This is a genomic window from Streptomyces violaceusniger Tu 4113 (genome assembly GCF_000147815.2).
Classification (GTDB): domain Bacteria; phylum Actinomycetota; class Actinomycetes; order Streptomycetales; family Streptomycetaceae; genus Streptomyces; species Streptomyces violaceusniger_A.
Genome location: NC_015957.1, coordinates 3,318,574 through 3,336,397, shown reverse-complemented (window position 1 = coordinate 3,336,397; position 17,824 = coordinate 3,318,574). Strand labels below are relative to the sequence as shown.

The window sequence follows — 17,824 nt, the reverse complement described above, 5'->3', positions numbered from 1 at the left end:
ACGGCACGGCACCGCACGGCACGGCACCGCACCGGCCCGCGCAGAGGGGATTCGGGCGTGAAGCGCACATCCCGCGATATACGCACCGCCAACCGCTACGGGGTGCTGCGCCATATCGTCGCCCAATCCCCCGTCTCCCGGCAGGAGGTGGCCGCCGCGACGGAGCTGAGCCTGGCCACCGTGGCGAATCTCGTCGGTGAGCTGCTCGACCTCGGGATGCTGGTCGAGGTCGGCTACGAGGACTCCGACGGCGGGCGGCCGCGCGGTCTCATCGCGGTCAACTCCTCGGGCGCCGCGCTGATCGGCGTGGATGTGGCGGAGACGTATATCCATGTCGAGCTGTTCGATCTGGCGCTGACCGTCCTGGCCCGCGCGGACGAGGAGTTGCGCCCGGAGGAGAACGACCCGGGCAAGGTGGTGGCGCGTATCGCGGACGCCGTGTCCTCGGTGGTCGGGCAGGCGGGCGTGGCCGCGGACCGGGTGCTGGGTGTCGGCGTGAGCATGCCGGGGCAGGTGGACCGCGAGGGCGGGGTCTCGGTCTTCGCGGCCAACTGGGACTGGCATGACGTCCCGCTGCTGCGGCTGCTGGCCGAGCACATCCCCTACCCGCTCCACCTCGACAATCCGCTGCGCGCCTGCACCGTGGCCGAGCAGTGGTTCGGGGCGGCGCGCGGGCGGAACGACGCCGTGGTGGTCAACCTCGGTACGGGCGTGGGGGCCGGGCTGGCGCTCGGCGGCACCCTGCACCGCGGGGTCAGCAACAGCGCCGGGGAATGGGGGCACACCACCCTCGTCCTGGACGGACGGCAGTGCCACTGCGGCAACCAGGGATGTGTGGAGACCTATGTCGGCGCCCCCGGCATCATGCGGAATCTGCGCGAGCTGAGCCCGGACAGCCCGCTGCTGCACCCGGACGACCAGACGGCCACCATCGAGGCGCTCGGCCGGGGCCTTACGGCAGGCGATCCGGTGGCCGTGAAGGTCGTGCACACCACCGCGCGCTATCTCGGCGCCGCCCTCGCCGATCTGATCAATCTGCTCAATCCGGAAGTGATCGTGCTCAGCAGTTGGGTCGCGGCCGCCCTCGGGGAGCCGCTGCTCGCCGAGGTGCGCGCGGCGGTGGCGGTACGCGCGCTGCGCCGCCCGCTGGCGAACACCGAGATCGTGCTGTGCCCGATCCCGTCCAACCCCGTGAGCCTCGGCGCGGCGACCTTCGCCTTGGAGGGCTCGCTCGCGTCAGTGGGACTGAAGAACCGCCGCACCACACCGAGGATCCGCGCCACAAACCGCTCCACACCCTCGTGACAACGGAGTCGCACACGGCCGTTCAGGTCGCGCTGTCCTCCCCTATGACCGCACAGAAGACCAGTATCAAGGGCTGACCGAGGAGAACGATGAGCTCCACGCAGCACACGCCACTGCCCTACTACGAGGACGTCTCCCCCGGCACGGGAGCGCTGCCGCCGCGCCCCTGGACCCCATCCTCCGACGCCGCGCGGCTGAGCCTGAACGGGACGTGGTCCTTCCGGCTGTCGCCGACCGCCACCGCCGGGGACGACTCCTTCGCCCGTCCCGGCTACGACGCCCGCGGCTGGGACGAGCTCCCGGTGCCCGGCCACTGGGTGCTGCACGGCCACGGGGCGCCGATCTACACCAATGTGCTCTATCCCTTCCCGGTGGACCCGCCGCATGTCCCCGCCGAGAACCCGACCGGCGACCATCTGCGCGTCTTCGACCTGCCCGGCGACTGGCCGGAGGGCGGGGATGCGGTGCTGCGCTTCGAGGGCGTCGAGTCATGCGCCCGGGTCTGGCTCAACGGCGAGGAGCTCGGCACCTTCAAGGGCAGCCGGCTGCCGCATGAGTTCGAGGTCGGGAGCCTGCTCGAGCCGTCGGGGAACGTGCTGGCCGTCCGCGTCCACCAGTGGTCCTCCGGAAGCTATCTGGAGGACCAGGACCAGTGGTGGCTGCCCGGTATCTTCCGTGAGGTGACGCTGGAGCACCGCCCCGAGGGCGCGCTCGCCGACTACTTCGTCCACGCCTCGTACGACCACACCACCGGCGAGGGCACGCTGCGGATCGACTCCGACCCCGGTGGCCGGGTCACCGTCCCCGAGCTGGGTCTTGACCTGGCCACCGGGGAGAGCGCCACCGTCCCCGTCGAGCCGTGGACGGCGGAGACACCGCGGCTGTACGAGGCGCGGCTGACCACCGTGGGCGAGAGCGTCTCGCTGCACGTGGGCTTCCGCACCGTCGTGGTCGAGGACGGGCTGCTCAAGGTCAACGGGCGGCGGGTGCTCTTCCGCGGCGTCAACCGGCATGAGTTCCACCCTTCGAGCGGGCGAACGGTGGACCTCGCGACCATGCGCCGCGATCTGGTGCTGATGAAGCAGCACAACATCAACGCCGTGCGCACCAGCCACTATCCGCCGCATCCGGCCTTCCTCGGGCTCTGCGACGAGCTGGGGCTGTGGGTGATCGACGAATGCGATCTGGAAACCCATGGCTTCGGCGTCCTGGACTGGCGGAACAACCCGGTGGACGACGACCGCTGGACCCCGGCGCTGCTCGACCGCGCCGAGCGCATGGTCGAGCGCGACAAGAACCACCCGTCCATCGTGATGTGGTCGCTGGGCAACGAGTGCGGCACCGGACGCGGGCTGTCCGCCATGGCCGACTGGATCCGGGAGCGCGACCCGTCCCGGGTGATCCACTACGAGGGCGATCTGTCCTGCGCCGACACGGACGTCTACTCGCGGATGTACGCGCCGCACGAGGAGGTCGACCAGATCGGCCGGCGCACCGAGGCGCCGTGGGGCGATCCGGAGCTGGACGCGAAGCGCCGGGCGCTGCCGTTCATCCAGTGCGAGTACGCGCACGCCATGGGCAACGGGCCGGGCGGACTGGCCGAGTACCAGCGGCTGTTCGAGGCGCATGAGCGCTGCCAGGGCGGTTTCGTCTGGGAGTGGATCGACCACGGCTTCACCCGGCGCGCCCCCGATGGCCGCTTCTACCACGTGTACGGCGGGGACTTCGGCGAGGAGTTGCACGACGGGAACTTCGTCTGCGACGGGCTGGTCTTCCCCGACCGCACCCCCTCCCCGGGGCTGATCGAGTACAAGAAGGTCATCGAGCCGGTGCGGATCGAGGGCGACGGGGCGCAGGGCACGGTCCGGATCACCAACGGCCATGACTTCGCCGATCTGTCCCATCTCGTCTTCTCCTGGAGCTATGAGGCGGAGGGCGAGGCGATCGGCTCGGGTGAGCTGGCGGTGCCGCCGCTGCCCCCGGGCGAGTCCGCCGATCTGAAGCTCCCGGCACCGCCCGCCGCCGAGGCGGGGGCGGAGACCCGGTGGACCGTCGAGGCGCGGCTCGCGGCGGCGACGGCGTGGGCCGAGGCGGGCCATACGGTGGCCTGGGCCCAGCTCCCCGCCACCGCCCCCGGCACCGGCCGGGCACGCGCCCTCGCCTCGGGGGAGGCGGCGCGCCGCGACGACGACCGGATCGTGCTCGGCCCCGGTGTCTTCGACGCGGCCACCGGCGCCCTGACGGAGCTCGGCGGGCTGCCCGTCACCGAACCGCCCCGGCTGGACATCTGGCGCGCGCCCACCGACAACGACAACGGCGCGTCCTGGCAGCCGGACGAGCGCTGGGGCCTGATCTGGCGCCGGTTCGGGCTGCATCGGGTACGGCACCGGACCGACGCGGTGGAGACGACGCCGGACGGTGCGCTGACCGTCCGTACCCGCGTCGCGCCCGCCGCCGTCGACTTCGCTCTGGAGACGGTCTACCGCTGGACCGCCGATGAGGACGGACGGCTGAGCCTGGCGGTCTCCGTCACCCCGCTCGGCGAGTGGACCTGCCCGCTGCCGCGTCTGGGCCTGCGGCTCGGGCTCCCGGCCGCGCTGGGCGAGGCGGAGTGGTTCGGCGGCGGCCCCGGCGAGGCGTACCCGGACACGCGTGCCGCCGCACGGGTGGGGCGGTGGGCGCTGTCGGTCGACGAGCTCCAGACGCCGTACGTCCGCCCGCAGGAGAACGGCGCCCGGATCGACGTCCGCTGGGTGCGGCTGACCGCGCCCGACGGATCCGGGGTGCGGATCGAGGGCGAGCCGGCCTTCTGGTTCACCGCGCGCCGCTGGACCACCGAGCAGCTCGACGCGGCCGAGCACACCCCGGATCTCGACGCGTCGAACGAGACGGTGTGGGTGAACCTGGACCACGGGCAGCAGGGCATCGGCACCCAGTCCTGCGGCCCGGGGGTGCTGGACGAGCACCGCCTGGACGTGGCGCCGGCCGAGTTCTCGTTCACGTTCTCGCGGCTGAGCTGACGGTCGCGTACGGTCGGGGCGGGCCACGGCGACCGGCCCCGACCGTACGCGCCTACACCACCCGCACCGCGCCCGCTGGTCAGAAGAGTGCGGGGGCGGTCCAAGGGGCTGCCCCCGCCGGGGTTCGGGGGCGGAGCCCCCGGAACGGGGTCTGGTGCGTAGCCCAGCGGGGGCCGGGGCAGCGCCCCGGTCCGGGAAGGGGCGGGGTGGGGGAAGACCCCCCGCGCCTCCGCCGACACCCCCATCACGTGTTTTCGGTTTGCGGCACGCGGCCGCGCAGGCGGCCTTACGCGCTCCTGCCGCGCAGAGCCTCCAGCGCGCGGTCGGCGTGCACGCTCATCCGGAACTCACTCTTGACGATCTCCAGCACCTTGCGGTCGGTATCAATCACAAAGGTGACCCGCTTGGTCGGCACCGCCGCGATCCCGCGCTTCACCCCGAACCGCTCCCGTACGGTCCCCTCCGGATCCGACAGCAGCGGATAGCCGAAGGAGTACGCATGGGCGAACTCCGCCTGCTTCTCGACCGAATCGGCGCTGACTCCGACCGGCTGGGCGCCGAGCTCCTTGAACTCCGCCGCGATGTCCCGGAAGTGGCACGCCTGTTTGGTGCAGCCGGGGGTGAAGGCCGCCGGATAGAAGAACAGCACCACCGGACCGTCCGCCAGCAGCCCACTGAGGGAACGGACGGCGCCGTTCTCGTCCGGCAGCTCGAAGTCCTCGACCACATCACCGATGTCCATGGGTGCACGCTACCCGCCACCCGCCGGACCGGCGGGGGAAACGGACGTGCTCAGCGGCGGGTCAGCAGCGCAGCCGGGCGGTATGGCCGTCGATGCGCAGGATACATTCGGTGAACAGCGTCATCGAGGGGCTGTCGTCGGTGGGGACCAGCCGCAGCCCGAGGTCCATGATGGACCGGATGACGTGGGCGGTACGGCTTCCGTCGGGGTCCGGTCCGCGCAGCGCGGACCATGCCTCGAAATGCGCCCGGACGGCTTCCCAGGCCGGTCCCGGCGTGAAGTGGCACAGAAAAACCGGCTGGTCGACCCCGTACTGGCGTAACTCGCCGACTGCGGCCTCACCTTGCATAAGCCACCATGTGGCACCCATCTCGTCCCCAACTCCGTACATGGGAGTGGATACCCATCATACGGGTGCGGAGGACCCGCCGAGGGTCGGCTCCAGATCGACGGCCCATGCCAGCAGTCGCTCGTCCGCCCCCGGCCGTGCCACGCACTGCACGCCCAGCGGAAGGGAGCCCGCCGACCGCCCCGCGGGCAGGGCGAGGGCAGGGACTCCCGCGTAGCTCCAGGGGAGGCTCATCACGGAGTCGCCGGTGCTCCGCAGGCCGTACGGCGCGGGGCCCGTGGCGGCCGGGGTGATCCACAGGTCTATGCCGTCCCGGTCCATGGCGGCCACCAGCCGGTCCCGGAAGGCGGCACGTTCGCGCAGGGCCGCGGCGTACGCGTCGTCGCCGATCCGCTGCCCCTGCCGGATCGCCTCGGCGGTCTGCTCGCGGTACCGCTCCGCGTGGCGCGGAAACCATACGGCGTGGGTCCGCGCCAGTTCGTAACGGCCGATCACCACCCGTTCCGCCACGACCCGGTCGAAGTCATCCGGGAAGGGCATGCGGCGGACCGTGAATCCGGCCGCCTCCAGGCGCCCCGCCCGCTCCTCGAAGATGCTCCTGGCCTCGGCGTCGGCGCGGTCGAGGTACGGACCGAGCGGCACGCCGAGCACCGGCCGCCGCCCCGTCGCCGCCCCGCCGTCGTCGGACGGCCGCCATCCGTCGCACAGTACGGCCGCCGCCGGGGCGAGGGTCGCCACGTCGGGGGCGAAGAGGCCCACGGTGTCGAAGGTCGGGGCGTTGGCGATCACGCCGTCGGAGGGGATGCGGCCGTGGGTCGGCTTGAAGCCGACGACCCCGCAGTAGGCGGCCGGGCGGATCATCGAGCCGATCGTCTGGGTCCCGACCGCCAGCGGCACCATCCCCGCCGCGACGGCCGCTGCCGAACCGCTGCTGGAGCCGCCCGGGGTGTGGCCGAGATGGTGCGGATTACGGGTGGGACCGGGAGCGGTCACGGCGAACTCGGCGGTGACGGTCTTGCCCGCCACCAGCGCACCCGCCGCCCGCAGCCGATCGACGAGCGACGCCTGCGGCCCGGCCAGCGCCTCGGCGGGGACGTCCGAACCGGCCCGCGTGGGCAATCCGTCGACGTGCACGATGTCCTTGACGCCCACCGGCACGCCGAACAACGCCGGCCGCCCGCCCGGACCGTCCCACCGCTCATCGGCCATCCGCGCCTCACGCAACAGCCGCTCGCGGCGGCCGGGTTCGGGGACGAAGGCCCGAATCTCCCCGTCGGCAGCCTCGATCCGGTCACAGACCCGCGCGGCCGCGGTGGCACAGGAGGTGTCCATGACGCCCGAGGCTACGCCGCCCACCCGCGTCAGCCCACCTCCTCAGCAGCCCTTGACCGCGGGGTGTCCCTGCTGGCGCCGGGCGGGCGGCCGGTGACGCGTTTGAAGGCACGGCTGAAAGCGGCCTGCGAGGTGTAGCCGAGGCGTTGCGCCACGGACTGGATCGGCACGGTGTCCTGGGCCAGCCACTGCCCGGCGAGGAGCATCCGCAGCTCCGTGGCGTAGCGGAGGGGCGGCATGCCGATCGTGGTGTGGAAGCGGTCCGCGAAGACGGAGCGGGAGACATTGCATTCCGCCGCCAGCTCGGCCACGGTCCAGTGATGCCCGGGCTGCCGGTGCAGGGCCAGGATGGCGCAGGCCAGGCGCGGGTCGCGCAACGCGGCCACGAGGCCGGAGGTGTTGTCGCATCCGCATTCGACCCAGCCCCGCACGATCATGGCCGCCGCCACTTCGGCCAGACGGGCGAGGATCCCGGCGAAGCCCACGCGTCCGGCGCAGACTTCGCGCCTCATGGACGTGAGGATCGGCATGAGCCCGGGGTAACGCTTCCCCTCGGCATCGACCAGCATGACATCGGGCATCAGCCGGCTGAGGCCCTGCATTCCGCCGAGGTCGAAATCCATGTAGCCGTTGAAGAAGATGGCGCTGGGGTTCGGGTTGGTGCTCGGGCAGGCATCAACGTCACACACCGCATTGCTGAGCGGGACGGCATCGAAACTGTCTATGCCGCGGACCGGTATATCCGGACCGGAGAGTAGCTGATGGGACTCGCCGTGGGGCAAGAATACGGCATTTCCGGCCGAGAGCTCATGGACACTTCCGTCCTCGGTACGCAGGACGGCGGAGCCGACGGCGAGGAAGTGGAAATAGGCGCGTCCGGGCTTGGCATCGAAATTGAGGCCGAACCGCGGGCCAGCGTGGACACGACGATACCGGACACCGCGCAGCCGCATGCTGGTCAGCAGTTCGCTGATGAGGTCGGACGACAGGGCGAACTGCCCCGCAGGCCCCCCACCCGCAGCCGCCCCGTCCGCAGGCGCCCCGTCCGCAGGCGCCCCGCCCGGAGTCCCCGCACCCGGACTCTCGGTCAAATATTGCAGACGTTCTGTCATAGCTCATCCTGAAGTTCGTGCCTAGCCTTGACTCGAAGCTCTCATGCGATTCAGGGAGAAGCAAACAGTTGAGTAGTGATGTGCGCACCACCGTGCCCGATGCCAACCCTGGCGAAGCGGCCGATGGGGAATTGATACCGCCCGAACCGGTCGCACCGTCCTGGGCGGCGGTGTTCTCGCTGGCGATGGGTGTATTCGGATTGCTCACGGCGGAATATCTGCCGACCAGCTTGTTGACTCCGATGGCCGCCGACCTGGGAGTATCGGAAGCTCTGGCGGGGCAGGCGGTGACGGTAACGGCGGCGGCCGCGATGATTTCCGGATTGCTGACGGCCAGCCTGACCCGGAGAATCGACCGACGGATGGTGTTGCTCGGCTTCACCGTCCTATTGATCATATCCAATCTGCTGGTGGCCGTGGCCACCAATATGGCAGTGCTGATGCTGATGCGGATCCTGCTGGGTGTCGCACTCGGTGGCTTCTGGAGCATGGCCGCGGCGGTGGCGATGCGTCTGGTGCCCGCGGCTCTGGTTCCGCGGGCGGTATCGATCATCTTCAGCGGCATCGCGGTGGCGACCATCGTGGCGGTGCCGCTCGGCAGCTACCTCGGCGACCTGGCCGGCTGGCGCAGCACCTTCCTGGCGGCGGCCGGACTCGGGGTCGTGACGTTGGTGTTCCAACTGTTCACGCTGCCCCGGATGACGCCCCATGGCACGGCACGGCTGGGCACCTTGTGGGAGGTGCTGCGCCGCCCGGGCTTCGGGGTGGGCATCGTAGGAATGCTGCTGGTTCACATTGGGCACTACGCGCTGTTCACCTATATCCGGCCCGCTCTGGAAACCGTGGTGAAAGTCGACGTCGACGCATTGGCGCTGCTGTTGTTCGTCTTCGGAGTGGCGAACCTCGTGGGCACGCTGGTGTCCGGATGGCTCCTGGAGATCAGCCTGCGGCTGACGTTGACACTGACGCCGGCGCTGATGGGCGTCGCGGCACTGGGCGTGGCGCTCCTTCCCGCCGGGCAGGCCGGTTACGTATTTCTGGTGGTCCTCTGGGGCCTGGCCTTTGGCGGCGTGTCGGTGGCATGGTCGAACTGGGCGACTCGTATGGTGCCCGACCAGGCAGAAAGTGCCGGCGGACTCGTGGTGGTGGGCGTGCAGTCCGCCATCGCCGGCGGGGCCGCCGCAGGCGGTCTGATATTCGGTATCGGCGGCGTCGTCACCGTATTCACCGTCTCCGGCGTCGTGTTGCTCGCCTCCGCGTTGCTGATCCTCCTGCGGGTCAAAGCGCCCCGGCGCCTGGCAGGAAACTGACATCGAGCAGGGGAGCGAGCGGTTGACGGGGGACGGCATTGTCCCGTGAGGGAAACGCCTGGACGATGGCCCGGCGAGTGATGCCTGGGCGGGGGTCGACCCCGCCGCGCTGGAAAGGGCCGTGCGGCGCCCACTGGGGCGGCGGGCTGTGGATCAGCGCGCTCGACCTGGCCCGCGTCGGCCGACTCTGCCTGGAGGACGGGGAGTGGGCCGGGCGGCGGGTCGTGTCCCGGCGCTGGATCGCGGAACTGTGGACGCCGTGTTCCGTCAAGCCGGAGTACGGGCTGTCCTGGTGGCTCAACGACGGCCGCGTGGTGTGGCCACAGGCCCCGTCGACCGGGCGCTGTGCCCGGGGCAACGGCGGCAATCATCTCTTGTGGGTGGACCCGGCCCGTGACCTCACGCTCGTCTCACGCTGGGGAGCCGATGTGGAAGCCCTGATCGTGGCGGTCTCGGAGGCGGTCCGCCCCGGATGACGGCCTGAGGCCACCGCTCAACGGGCTTCCACATCGGCTGTCCCCGTCAGCTTCCGCCCGTCACCTTGACGTAGTCGACGACGAGCTGCTGCGGGAAGGAGGTGTTGCCGTCCGGGTCGCCGGGCCAGTAGCCGCCGACGGCCAGGTTGAGAATGATGTAGAAGGGGTGGTCGAAGACCCAGCGGTTGCCGTTCAGGTCGGCGGGGGTGCGGGTCTGGTAGACGTTGCCGTCGACGGACCAGGTGATCTTGTTGGGCGACCAGTCGATGGCGAAGGTGTGGAAGGCGTCGGAGAACTTGCCGCCGCCCGGCAGGGTGTAGCCGGCGCCGATGCCGCCCGAGCCGGAGTAGCCGGGGCCGTGGAGAGTGCCGTGGACGGTGCTGGGCTCGAAGCCCACGTTCTCCATGATGTCTATCTCGCCGCAGTTGGGCCAGCCGGCGCTGCCGATGTCGTTGCCGAGCATCCAGAAGGCGGGCCACATGCCCTGGCCCTGCGGCAGCTTCATCCGGGCCTCGACATGGCCGGAGGCGGTGGTGAACTTCTGCGAGGTGTTGAGGCGGGCGGAGGTGTACTCGCACCGGCCGTACCAGCAGTTGTAGTTGGCCGGGTTCTCCTTGCGGGCGGTGATGACGAGGTTGCCGTTGCCGTCGAGCGCCGCGTTCTTGTTGCCGTCGGTGTAGTACTGGCGCTCGTGGTTGTTGACGTTGTCGCCGGTCTCCACGCCCCATTTGGAGCCGTCGACCCCGCTGCCCGCCGCACCGTCGAAGTTGTCGGTGAACTCGGCGGCGGCGGCCTTGTTGGTGGCCTGGGGGGTGGCCGTGGCCGGGGCGGTGAGCCAGGGGGTGGCGACGAGTGCGGTCGCGGAGAGCAGACCGATCACGGTGTTGCGCACAGTTTTTCTCATGGAGCGGTGGTGCCTTCCTGTGTGGGGGATGGGACCGGTGGGTGCCGGTCCGGTGGGGGGAAGGTGTGCGTCCGGCGGCTGGCGGCCGGGACCCGCGGCGCTATGGCACGGGCGTACGGGTGGGAGGGGTGCCCATCAGCGCTCGTCGGGGAGTGGTGGTCGGGGAACGGTCGGGAGGGGGGCCCGTCAGCGCGCGTTGGGGGGTGGTGGCGGGGCGACGGGCGGGCCGGTGCGCGTCCTCGGTGAGGAAGCGGCCGACGGGGACGGTGGCGGCGCCGAGTGTCACGGCGTGGGGGCCGAGCCGGCACAGCCCGATGGTGGTCTGGGCGTACGGCCGGCGCAGCGCCTGCGCGGCGACCGTCTCGCGGATCCGGGGCAGCATACGGGCGCCGAACAGCAGCCCGGCCCAGCCGCCGAGGATGATCCGCTGCGGGTTGAAGAGGTTGACCAGGTTGGCGATTCCGGCGCCCAGATACACCGCCGCCTCCTCCAGCACGCGCTGTGCGGCGGGCGAGGTGTCGGCGGCCGCGAGCAGCCCGGCGAACGTGGACTCCTTGTCGACGCCGGGGATGGCACGGCCGCGCCGGGCCTGCCGGAAGCGCTCCAGGACCGCCTCGGCGCCGACGTACGCCTCCAGGCAGCCGCGCGCGCCGCACCGGCAGCGGCGGCCCCCGGCCTGGACGGTGGTGTGGCCCCACTCGCCCGCGCTGTTGGTGGAGCCCCGGTAGGGGGCGCCGTGGGTGATGACGCTCGCGCTGACGCCGGAGCCGATGACCGCGACGACGGCGTGCTGGACGCCGCGTCCTGCGCCGAACCACATCTCGGCCCGGCCCATGGCCTCGGCGCCGTTGTCGATGTGCAGGGGCAGTGCGGTGCCGGTGCTCAGCAGCCGCTCCAGGGGGAGGGCGTTCCAGCCGGTGGCCGATACGCCGATACCGACGCCGAGGATGTGCCCCTGAGGGATTGCGGCTTCCTCGATGACGGCGTCGAGACCGGTCAGGATGTGGCCGACGACGGTTTTGGCGTCGCGCTCCTCGGAGCGTAACGGGTAGACGACACCGGTCCGTTGGGTGAGGGCGAGGTCGAACAGCCCGACGCGGACCCGGGTGTCGGCGACCTCGACGCCGATGACGTACCGGTGCTCGGGGACCAGCCGCAGCCGGGCGCCGGCCCGGCGGCCCACCGCGACGAGGGCCGATTCCGCCTCGGTGACGACGCCTTCGGTGACGATGCCATTGGCGACGGCGTCTTTGGTGGCGGCGTCTTTGACGACGGTGCCGCTGGTGACGGCGTCCTGGGTGATGAGGCTTTTGGTGACGGCGCCTTCGGTGACGACGCCTTCGGCGATCAGTTTGCCGATGACCGTGCGTACGGTGGTGGCGCTGAGCCCCGTACGGCGGACGAGCTCCTGCCGGGTGAGCGGGGCATGGAAGTACAGCGTCCACAGCAGTGAGGCGCGGCTGTCGTGCCGCGGATCGCGCACGGTGGTGCGCAGCGAGGGCTGGGCTGCCTGCGCCTGGGCCGTCATCGGTCACCTCCGGGGAGACACAATGTCCAGCCCTGTTCGAGTCATGTCAATAGGTCTGGACCTTCTTGTCTCAAAGAATTTGAGGCGGGCCCTGACCCAACTCCCCCTGAACCGACAGAAGTCGAACCCTCAGCGCGCTCCGCCGGTGGCGAGGAAGTGCGCCAGCGGAAGGGTGGCCGCGCCCAACGCCACGGCGTCGGGCCCCAGTTCGGCCAGCCCGATCTCGGTCTGCGCGTACGGCCGGTGCAGCGCGTAGGAGGCGGTGGCGGCCCGGATCCTGGGGAGGACCCGGCCGCCGAGCAGCAGTCCGGCCCAGCCGCCGAGGATGATCCGCTCGGGGTTGAAGAGGTTGATCAGATCGGCGATACCGGCGCCGAGGTAGGCGGCGGTCTCCTCCAGCACCTCGCGCGCCCGTGTCTCGGTTCCGGCGGCCCCTACGATCGCGGCGAACGCGGCCTGCTGGTCCTCACCGGCACCGTCCGCGCCACCCTCACCGGCACCGTCCGCGCCGCCCTCCCCCGCGCGGTCGCCGCGCGCCGCGCGCCCGTAGCGGTCGAGCACCGCCTGCGCCCCGACGTACGCCTCCAGGCAGCCGACCGCACCGCACCGGCAGGCGCGCCCGCCGACCTGGACGACGGTGTGCCCCCACTCCCCCGCGCTGCTGGTCGCGCCCCGGTACGGCGCCCCGGCGGTCACGATGGCCGCGCCGACGCCGGAGCCGATCAGGGCGATCACCGCGTTGTCCGCGCCGCGGCCCGCCCCGAACCACATCTCGGCCTGGCCCTGCGCGGTGGCGCCGTTGTCGATGAACAGCGGCAGATCGGTGCCGGTGCGCAGCAGCCGCTCCAGCGGCACCGCGTCCCGGCCGGCGGTCGGGCCGTGGACGAGGACCTCGTCGCCCTGTTCTACGACGCCGGGGACGCCGACCCCGACGCCGATGACCGCCTCCGGCTCCGTGCCGCTCTTGGCGACGACCGCTTCGAGGCCGGTCAGGATGTGGCCGACGACCGGCTCGGGGTCCCTCTCCAGCCCGCCGGGCGTCAGCGGATGCTCCCACCGGGCCAGTTCGGTCAGCATGAGGTCGAACAGCTCCACGCGCACATGGGTCTCGCCGACGTCGACCCCGATGAGATGGCCGCTGCCCGGCGCGACCCGCAGCAGCGTACGGGGGCGGCCGCCGTCGGACTCGACGGACCCGGCCTCCTCCACCAGCGCGTCGGCGAGCAGTTCGCCGACGACGTTGCTGACCGAACCGGAGCTGAGCCCGGTGAGCGTCCCCAGTTCCTGACGGCTCACCGGGCCCTGGAAGTACAACTGGCGCAGCAGCGTCGAGCGGTTGCCGCGCCGCAGGTCGCGGACGGTCCGTCGGTTCATCTGACCCATCGGGCTCCTTCCCCCCTGCCCGAACCTACCTGACGCGGCCGCTCTTGACGCCGACTGGTTTCATCGCTTAACTCACGGTCTGAATGAAGTCTCGCGCTTCACCTTTTGAACGGTCAATGGCGTCCGACCGTCAAGGGCAACCGACGGGCCGACGGAAGCCGCCCCTGGCCGCCGCCGCGCGGCCCCGCTACTCCGCGCCCGACGCCTGGAAGAGCGCGAGCAGATCCTCCCGCCCGAACATCCGCGCCGTCTCGACAGCCGAGGGCGATCCGGAGCGCGGGTCGGCGCCCTTGGCCAGCAGCACCCTCAGCACCTCCTCCTCGCCCTTGAACGCGGCCCCGGCGATGGGCGTCTGGCCCCGTTCGTTCACCCGATTGGGGTCGGCGCCGCGCTCCAGCAGGGCCGACACCGTCGCGGGGTGGCCGTAGTAGGCCGCGAGCATGAGCAGGGAATCACCCTTGTCGTTGGTGAGGTTGGCCGGGACGCCCGCGTCCACGTAGGCGGCGAGCGTATCGGTGTCACCCTGCCGGGCCAGGTCGAAGACCTTGGCCGCCAGTTGCAGCACCTCCGGGTCGTGGGCGGGCTCGCTCTCGGGGTTCGATTGGGTCATGGCCTGTCGCCTCCGGCTTCGCTGCCTCGGTATGTGATCACCCACCCTAAGGACGGCGACCGAGTCGTCCGAGGAGGTGGCCACCCCCACGGGAGGCGGCGGTCCGCTCGGAGCGCCACGCCTCCATGGTGATGATTACACCGATAATCCACCCAATTGCACCTTTCGCCCGACGGATACATGCTGTGATCCTGGAACCACTCATGGTGACTGATCGTCCCCCATCAGCCAGGAGACCGTGATGATCCTGTCCATTTCCGGCGTCGTACTGCTCGGCATCGTCGTCTTCATCTTTTTCCGCAAGGACGGGCTGAAGGGGTCGCACGCCATCATCTGCGCGCTCTTCGGCTTCTATCTCGCTTCCACCGCGATCGCGCCGAGCATCAAGGCAGGCGGTGCGAGCCTCGCCAACCTCCTGGGCGGGATCAAGATCTGACGTGGCACGGAGACCGCTCCCCCGCCTCCGCCTCGGCGGCGCCGAAGGCACCCCGCTCATCCCGTTCCTCCGTGGCCGCGCGTTCGCCCGCACCGCGGCCGACGGCGTCGCCGACGTCCTCCACCCCCTGGTCGCGCTCTCCCGGGGGATGCGCCTGCTGGCCGCCACCGGACGGCGCAAGTGGCTGGACCTGCCGGGCGACCGCCGTGGCCCGGTGTTCGTCCTCGTGGTCGCCTGTGGCTTCGTCCTCTTCCTGCTGCCGTACGGGCCACTGACGGCGGCGATCAGCCTGCTCGGCGCGGCGGGCTGGGCCGGGCGGGGGCGCGCCCCCGCCGCATCGGGGACGCCCGGCACGGACGGGGCCGAGCGGCTGCGCACGCTCTACGAGGCCCTGGTGCCGTACTTCTCCGCCTCCGAGGACCCGAGCCCGCTCTACAGCCACGGCGGCGACTGGTCCGCGGTGTTCGACTCCTTCGCCTTCGACGAGGACGGACGGCTCACCCGACTGCGGCTCCGCTACCCCGCCTACTTCACCGACGGCGAGCCCGCGGCCCGCACCCGGATCGAGCAACTGCTGTACGCGAAGTCGGGACGCGGCCGTGAATATCTGTTCGAGTGGGACGAGGAGGCCAACGGCCTCAGCCTGACCGTACTGCCCGCCCTGTCCACCGCGATCCACGCCCAGCGCTTCGTCACCGCGCCCGGCGAGACGGTGCTGGGCTTCACCGACCCGTCGTCGGTGCAGCGGACGCTGCCGGTGCTGGCGGAGCCGGAGCGCTGCGAGGAGAGCGCGGTGGACGCGGCGGGCACGGGGGTCGAGCGGGCGACGGGGGACGGACCGGAGACCCATGACGTGCCGCCGGTGGTCTGGCGCACCGGCCCCCGGTCGACCGAACCGCATCTGCTCGCGCTCGGCCAGCCCGGAAGCGGCACCACGACCCTGCTGCGCTCCATCGCGCTGCAGGCGCTGCCCCATGGCGAGGTGCTGGTGGTGGACGGCGGCGGCACCGGCGAGTACGCGTGTCTGGGCGGGCGGACGGGAGTGCTGGCGGTGGAGTCGGGGCTGGCCGGGATGCTGGCCACGCTGGAGTGGGCGGGCCATGAGACCGAGCGCCGGCTGATCGGCGCCAACCGCGCCCGCCAGTTGGGGCATCCGCCGCCGGACGACATCCAGCGCCCGCTGTGGATCCTGCTGGACCGGCCGTCGGCGATGAGCCATCTCGCGGCGGCCGACGGCCGCACCGACCCGCAGGAGCTGCTGGCCGTGCCGCTGCGGCACGGACGGGCGGCGAACGTACGGGTCGTGGTGGCCGATCAACTGGATGCCGCGGAGGGGCTGAGCGACGCCGTGCGGCGCCACACCCGGGCCCGGGTGGTACTGGGCCCGGTCTCTTCCGAGCAGGTCACGGCCGTCCTCGGGACGCCGCCGCACACCACGCCGACGCCCGAGGTGCCTCCGGGCCGGGGCTATGCGCGCCTCGGCGCGGGCCCGGTGCACCGCCTCCAGGTGCCGGCCACGCCCGATCCGTACGACGAGGCGGTGAGCGAGGCCGAGCGGCAGGCGGTGCTCCGACTGCTCCCCGCCCCGGATCCCGCGGCGCCCACGGCCCCGGCACCCGTCGGCAGATGACCCGCCGGAGTGGCCCGACGGGGTGACCCGCCGAAGCACGTCCCGCCGAAGCACATCCGGCCGGGGCACGTCCCGGCACGTCAGGCCACGTACGTACGGGGCGACTCGGCCTCGATCGTGGCGCCCGAGGCCACCAGGTCGGCGGCCGCGGCCAGCCGGGTGGCGGCCTTCTCGGCGACCGCTCCCCCGACGGTGAACGGAAGCCGTACGTACCCCTCGAACGCGCCGTCCACCCCGAAGCGGGGCCCCGACGGCACCCGGACCCCCAGCCGGGCGCCCGCCTCCGCGATGCGCGAGCCGGAGAGGCCGCCGGTACGGGCCCAGAGGGTGAGCCCGCCGTGCGGGACGGTGAACTCCCAGTCGGGCAGATGGCGTCGGACGGCGTCGACGAGCGCGTCACGGTTGCCGCGGGCGAGCGCCCGGCGCACCTCGATGGCCTCCTCCCAGCCGCCGGTGTTCAGCAGCCAGGCGACGGCGAGCTGTTCGATGACGGGGGTGCCCAGGTCCGCGTAGGCGCGGGCGGCGACCAGGCTGCGGATGACATCGGGCGCGGCGCGCACCCAGCCGATGCGCAACCCCGCCCAGAACGACTTGCTCGCCGAGCCGACGGTGATCACGGTGCTGCCCCCGGGGTCGAAGGCGCAGACCGGGCGGGGCAGCGTCACCTCGTCGTCCAGGCGCAGCTCGGTCATGGTCTCGTCGGCGATCAGGATCGTTCCGGCGGCGCGGGCGGCGTCGACGAGCTGCCGGCGCTGCTCCTCGGTGGCGAGGGCGCCGGTGGGGTTGTGGAAGTCGGCGATGACATAGGCCAGCCGGGGCGCGGCGGCGCTGAGGACCTGGCGCCAGGCCGGGATGTCCCAGCCCCCGAGCTGGTCGGCCACGGCCACGGGCACCAGCCGGGCGCCCGCCTCCCGCATCAACTGGAGGATGTTGGCGTAGCTGGGTGATTCGACGGCGACCCGCTCCCCGGGCCGGACCATCAGCCGGCAGGCGGCGGCGACCGCCCCCATGGCGCCGGTGGTGACCATGATCTGCTCGGGCATGGTCGGTATGCCGTTCGCGGTGTAGCGGTCGGCGAGCGCCTGGCGCAGGGCGGGCAGCCCGGCGGGGTAGTCGCCGTGGGTGCGGGCGTAGGGCGGCAGTTCGTCCAGCGCGCCGTGCATGGCGCGGGTGAGCCACGGTTCGGGGGCGGGCAGCGCGGCACAGCCGAGGTCGATGACGGAGGCCGCGGCCTCGGGCGGGAGCGGATCGAGCCCCCGGGTGGGCAGCGGGCTTCCGGCGGGCATGGCGGTCCAGCTCCCGGCGCCGCGCCGGGACTCCAGGAACCCCTCGCCGCGCAGCGCCTCGTAGGCGGCGGCGACGGTGGTACGGCTGACCGCGAGCGCCGTGGCGAGCTCGCGCTCGGCGGGGAGGCGTGCCGCGACCGGAACCCGGCCCTCCAGGATGAGCAGCCGTACGCCGTCGGCGAGGGAGCGGTAGGCGGGGAGGCGGCGGCCTCCGGTCAGTGAGGCCGCGGCCCCGGCGGCCACGCCGTCACGGGTGTGCTGCGACCCGAGCAGCCGGGCCAGTTGGGGTGCGCCGACCGCGGACGTCCATGGACTCATCGAAAGCGGTCCACCTTTCGGAAATTGGCCGTAGAACTGGACTGGTTCCAGGCCACAGAGTGACACGCCACAGGCCACTCACA

Annotated in this window: 15 protein-coding genes; 6 read left to right on the top strand and 9 right to left on the bottom strand. The window is 71.9% G+C overall.

The window, feature by feature from the left end; all coding sequences use genetic code 11:
• The first annotated feature begins 57 nt into the window (after nucleotides 1-57).
• Together STRVI_RS14355 and STRVI_RS14350 are read left to right on the top strand one after the other, a co-directional pair.
• Nucleotides 58-1,305, top strand: coding sequence for an ROK family transcriptional regulator (locus STRVI_RS14355; protein ID WP_014056373.1), 1,248 nt, complete (start codon nucleotides 58-60; stop codon nucleotides 1,303-1,305).
• An 89-nt stretch (nucleotides 1,306-1,394) separates the two neighbouring features.
• Nucleotides 1,395-4,325 carry a glycoside hydrolase family 2 TIM barrel-domain containing protein gene (locus STRVI_RS14350; protein ID WP_014056372.1) on the top strand — a complete coding sequence of 977 codons (2,931 nt, stop codon included), beginning with the start codon at nucleotides 1,395-1,397 and terminating at the stop codon, nucleotides 4,323-4,325.
• 286 nt (nucleotides 4,326-4,611) lie between these two features.
• Here the strand turns inward: STRVI_RS14350 and STRVI_RS14345 are convergent, their stop codons facing one another.
• The 4 genes from STRVI_RS14345 to STRVI_RS14330 all read right to left on the bottom strand — a co-directional run bounded on the left by STRVI_RS14345 (nucleotide 4,612) and on the right by STRVI_RS14330 (nucleotide 7,860).
• Nucleotides 4,612-5,067, bottom strand: a complete 456-nt coding sequence (locus tag STRVI_RS14345) for a peroxiredoxin (protein WP_014056371.1) — start codon at nucleotides 5,065-5,067, stop codon at nucleotides 4,612-4,614.
• Between the two features lie 61 nt (nucleotides 5,068-5,128).
• The gene (locus tag STRVI_RS14340; RefSeq protein WP_014056370.1) at nucleotides 5,129-5,437 is read right to left on the bottom strand and encodes a hypothetical protein; all 309 of its coding nucleotides are present in this window, start codon (nucleotides 5,435-5,437) and stop codon (nucleotides 5,129-5,131) included.
• Between the two features lie 36 nt (nucleotides 5,438-5,473).
• On the bottom strand, nucleotides 5,474-6,748 hold the full coding sequence (locus STRVI_RS14335; protein WP_106685881.1) for an amidase: 1,275 nt from the start codon (nucleotides 6,746-6,748) through the stop codon (nucleotides 5,474-5,476).
• A 29-nt stretch (nucleotides 6,749-6,777) separates the two neighbouring features.
• Nucleotides 6,778-7,860, bottom strand: a complete 1,083-nt coding sequence (locus STRVI_RS14330) for an AraC family transcriptional regulator (RefSeq protein ID WP_014056368.1) — start codon at nucleotides 7,858-7,860, stop codon at nucleotides 6,778-6,780.
• Nucleotides 7,861-7,940: 80 nt separating this feature from the next.
• On the opposite strand from STRVI_RS14330, the gene STRVI_RS14325 reads away from it, so the two are divergent.
• A complete protein-coding gene (locus STRVI_RS14325; protein ID WP_251982619.1) occupies nucleotides 7,941-9,170 on the top strand; it encodes an MFS transporter in 1,230 nt (409 codons plus the stop codon).
• A gap of 65 nt (nucleotides 9,171-9,235) precedes the next feature.
• Complete coding sequence (locus STRVI_RS14320; RefSeq protein WP_050993664.1) at nucleotides 9,236-9,646, top strand: hypothetical protein; 411 nt, start codon at nucleotides 9,236-9,238, stop codon at nucleotides 9,644-9,646.
• Nucleotides 9,647-9,692: 46 nt separating this feature from the next.
• On the opposite strand, the gene STRVI_RS14315 is transcribed toward STRVI_RS14320, so the two are convergent.
• The 4 genes from STRVI_RS14315 to STRVI_RS14300 form a co-directional block, all read right to left on the bottom strand.
• On the bottom strand, nucleotides 9,693-10,550 hold the full coding sequence (locus tag STRVI_RS14315; RefSeq protein ID WP_014056366.1) for a glycoside hydrolase family 16 protein: 858 nt from the start codon (nucleotides 10,548-10,550) through the stop codon (nucleotides 9,693-9,695).
• Nucleotides 10,551-10,650: 100 nt separating this feature from the next.
• Nucleotides 10,651-12,078, bottom strand: a complete 1,428-nt coding sequence (locus STRVI_RS14310) for an ROK family protein (protein ID WP_014056365.1) — start codon at nucleotides 12,076-12,078, stop codon at nucleotides 10,651-10,653.
• Between the two features lie 129 nt (nucleotides 12,079-12,207).
• Nucleotides 12,208-13,461, bottom strand: a complete 1,254-nt coding sequence (locus tag STRVI_RS14305) for an ROK family transcriptional regulator (RefSeq protein WP_014056364.1) — start codon at nucleotides 13,459-13,461, stop codon at nucleotides 12,208-12,210.
• Nucleotides 13,462-13,648: 187 nt separating this feature from the next.
• Entirely contained in the window at nucleotides 13,649-14,071 is a 423-nt protein-coding gene (locus STRVI_RS14300; protein WP_014056363.1) for an ankyrin repeat domain-containing protein, read from the bottom strand.
• Nucleotides 14,072-14,312: 241 nt separating this feature from the next.
• Here STRVI_RS14300 and STRVI_RS14295 point away from each other — a divergent pair, with 241 nt between their 5' ends.
• Both STRVI_RS14295 and STRVI_RS14290 read left to right on the top strand, forming a co-directional pair.
• Complete coding sequence (locus STRVI_RS14295; protein ID WP_014056362.1) at nucleotides 14,313-14,507, top strand: hypothetical protein; 195 nt, start codon at nucleotides 14,313-14,315, stop codon at nucleotides 14,505-14,507.
• A gap of 1 nt (nucleotide 14,508) precedes the next feature.
• A complete protein-coding gene (locus tag STRVI_RS14290) occupies nucleotides 14,509-16,137 on the top strand; it encodes a membrane protein (RefSeq protein WP_014056361.1) in 1,629 nt (542 codons plus the stop codon).
• Nucleotides 16,138-16,217: 80 nt separating this feature from the next.
• On the opposite strand, the gene STRVI_RS14285 is transcribed toward STRVI_RS14290, so the two are convergent.
• The gene (locus tag STRVI_RS14285; RefSeq protein WP_014056360.1) at nucleotides 16,218-17,741 is read right to left on the bottom strand and encodes a PLP-dependent aminotransferase family protein; all 1,524 of its coding nucleotides are present in this window, start codon (nucleotides 17,739-17,741) and stop codon (nucleotides 16,218-16,220) included.
• Between the last annotated feature and the right edge of the window lie 83 nt (nucleotides 17,742-17,824).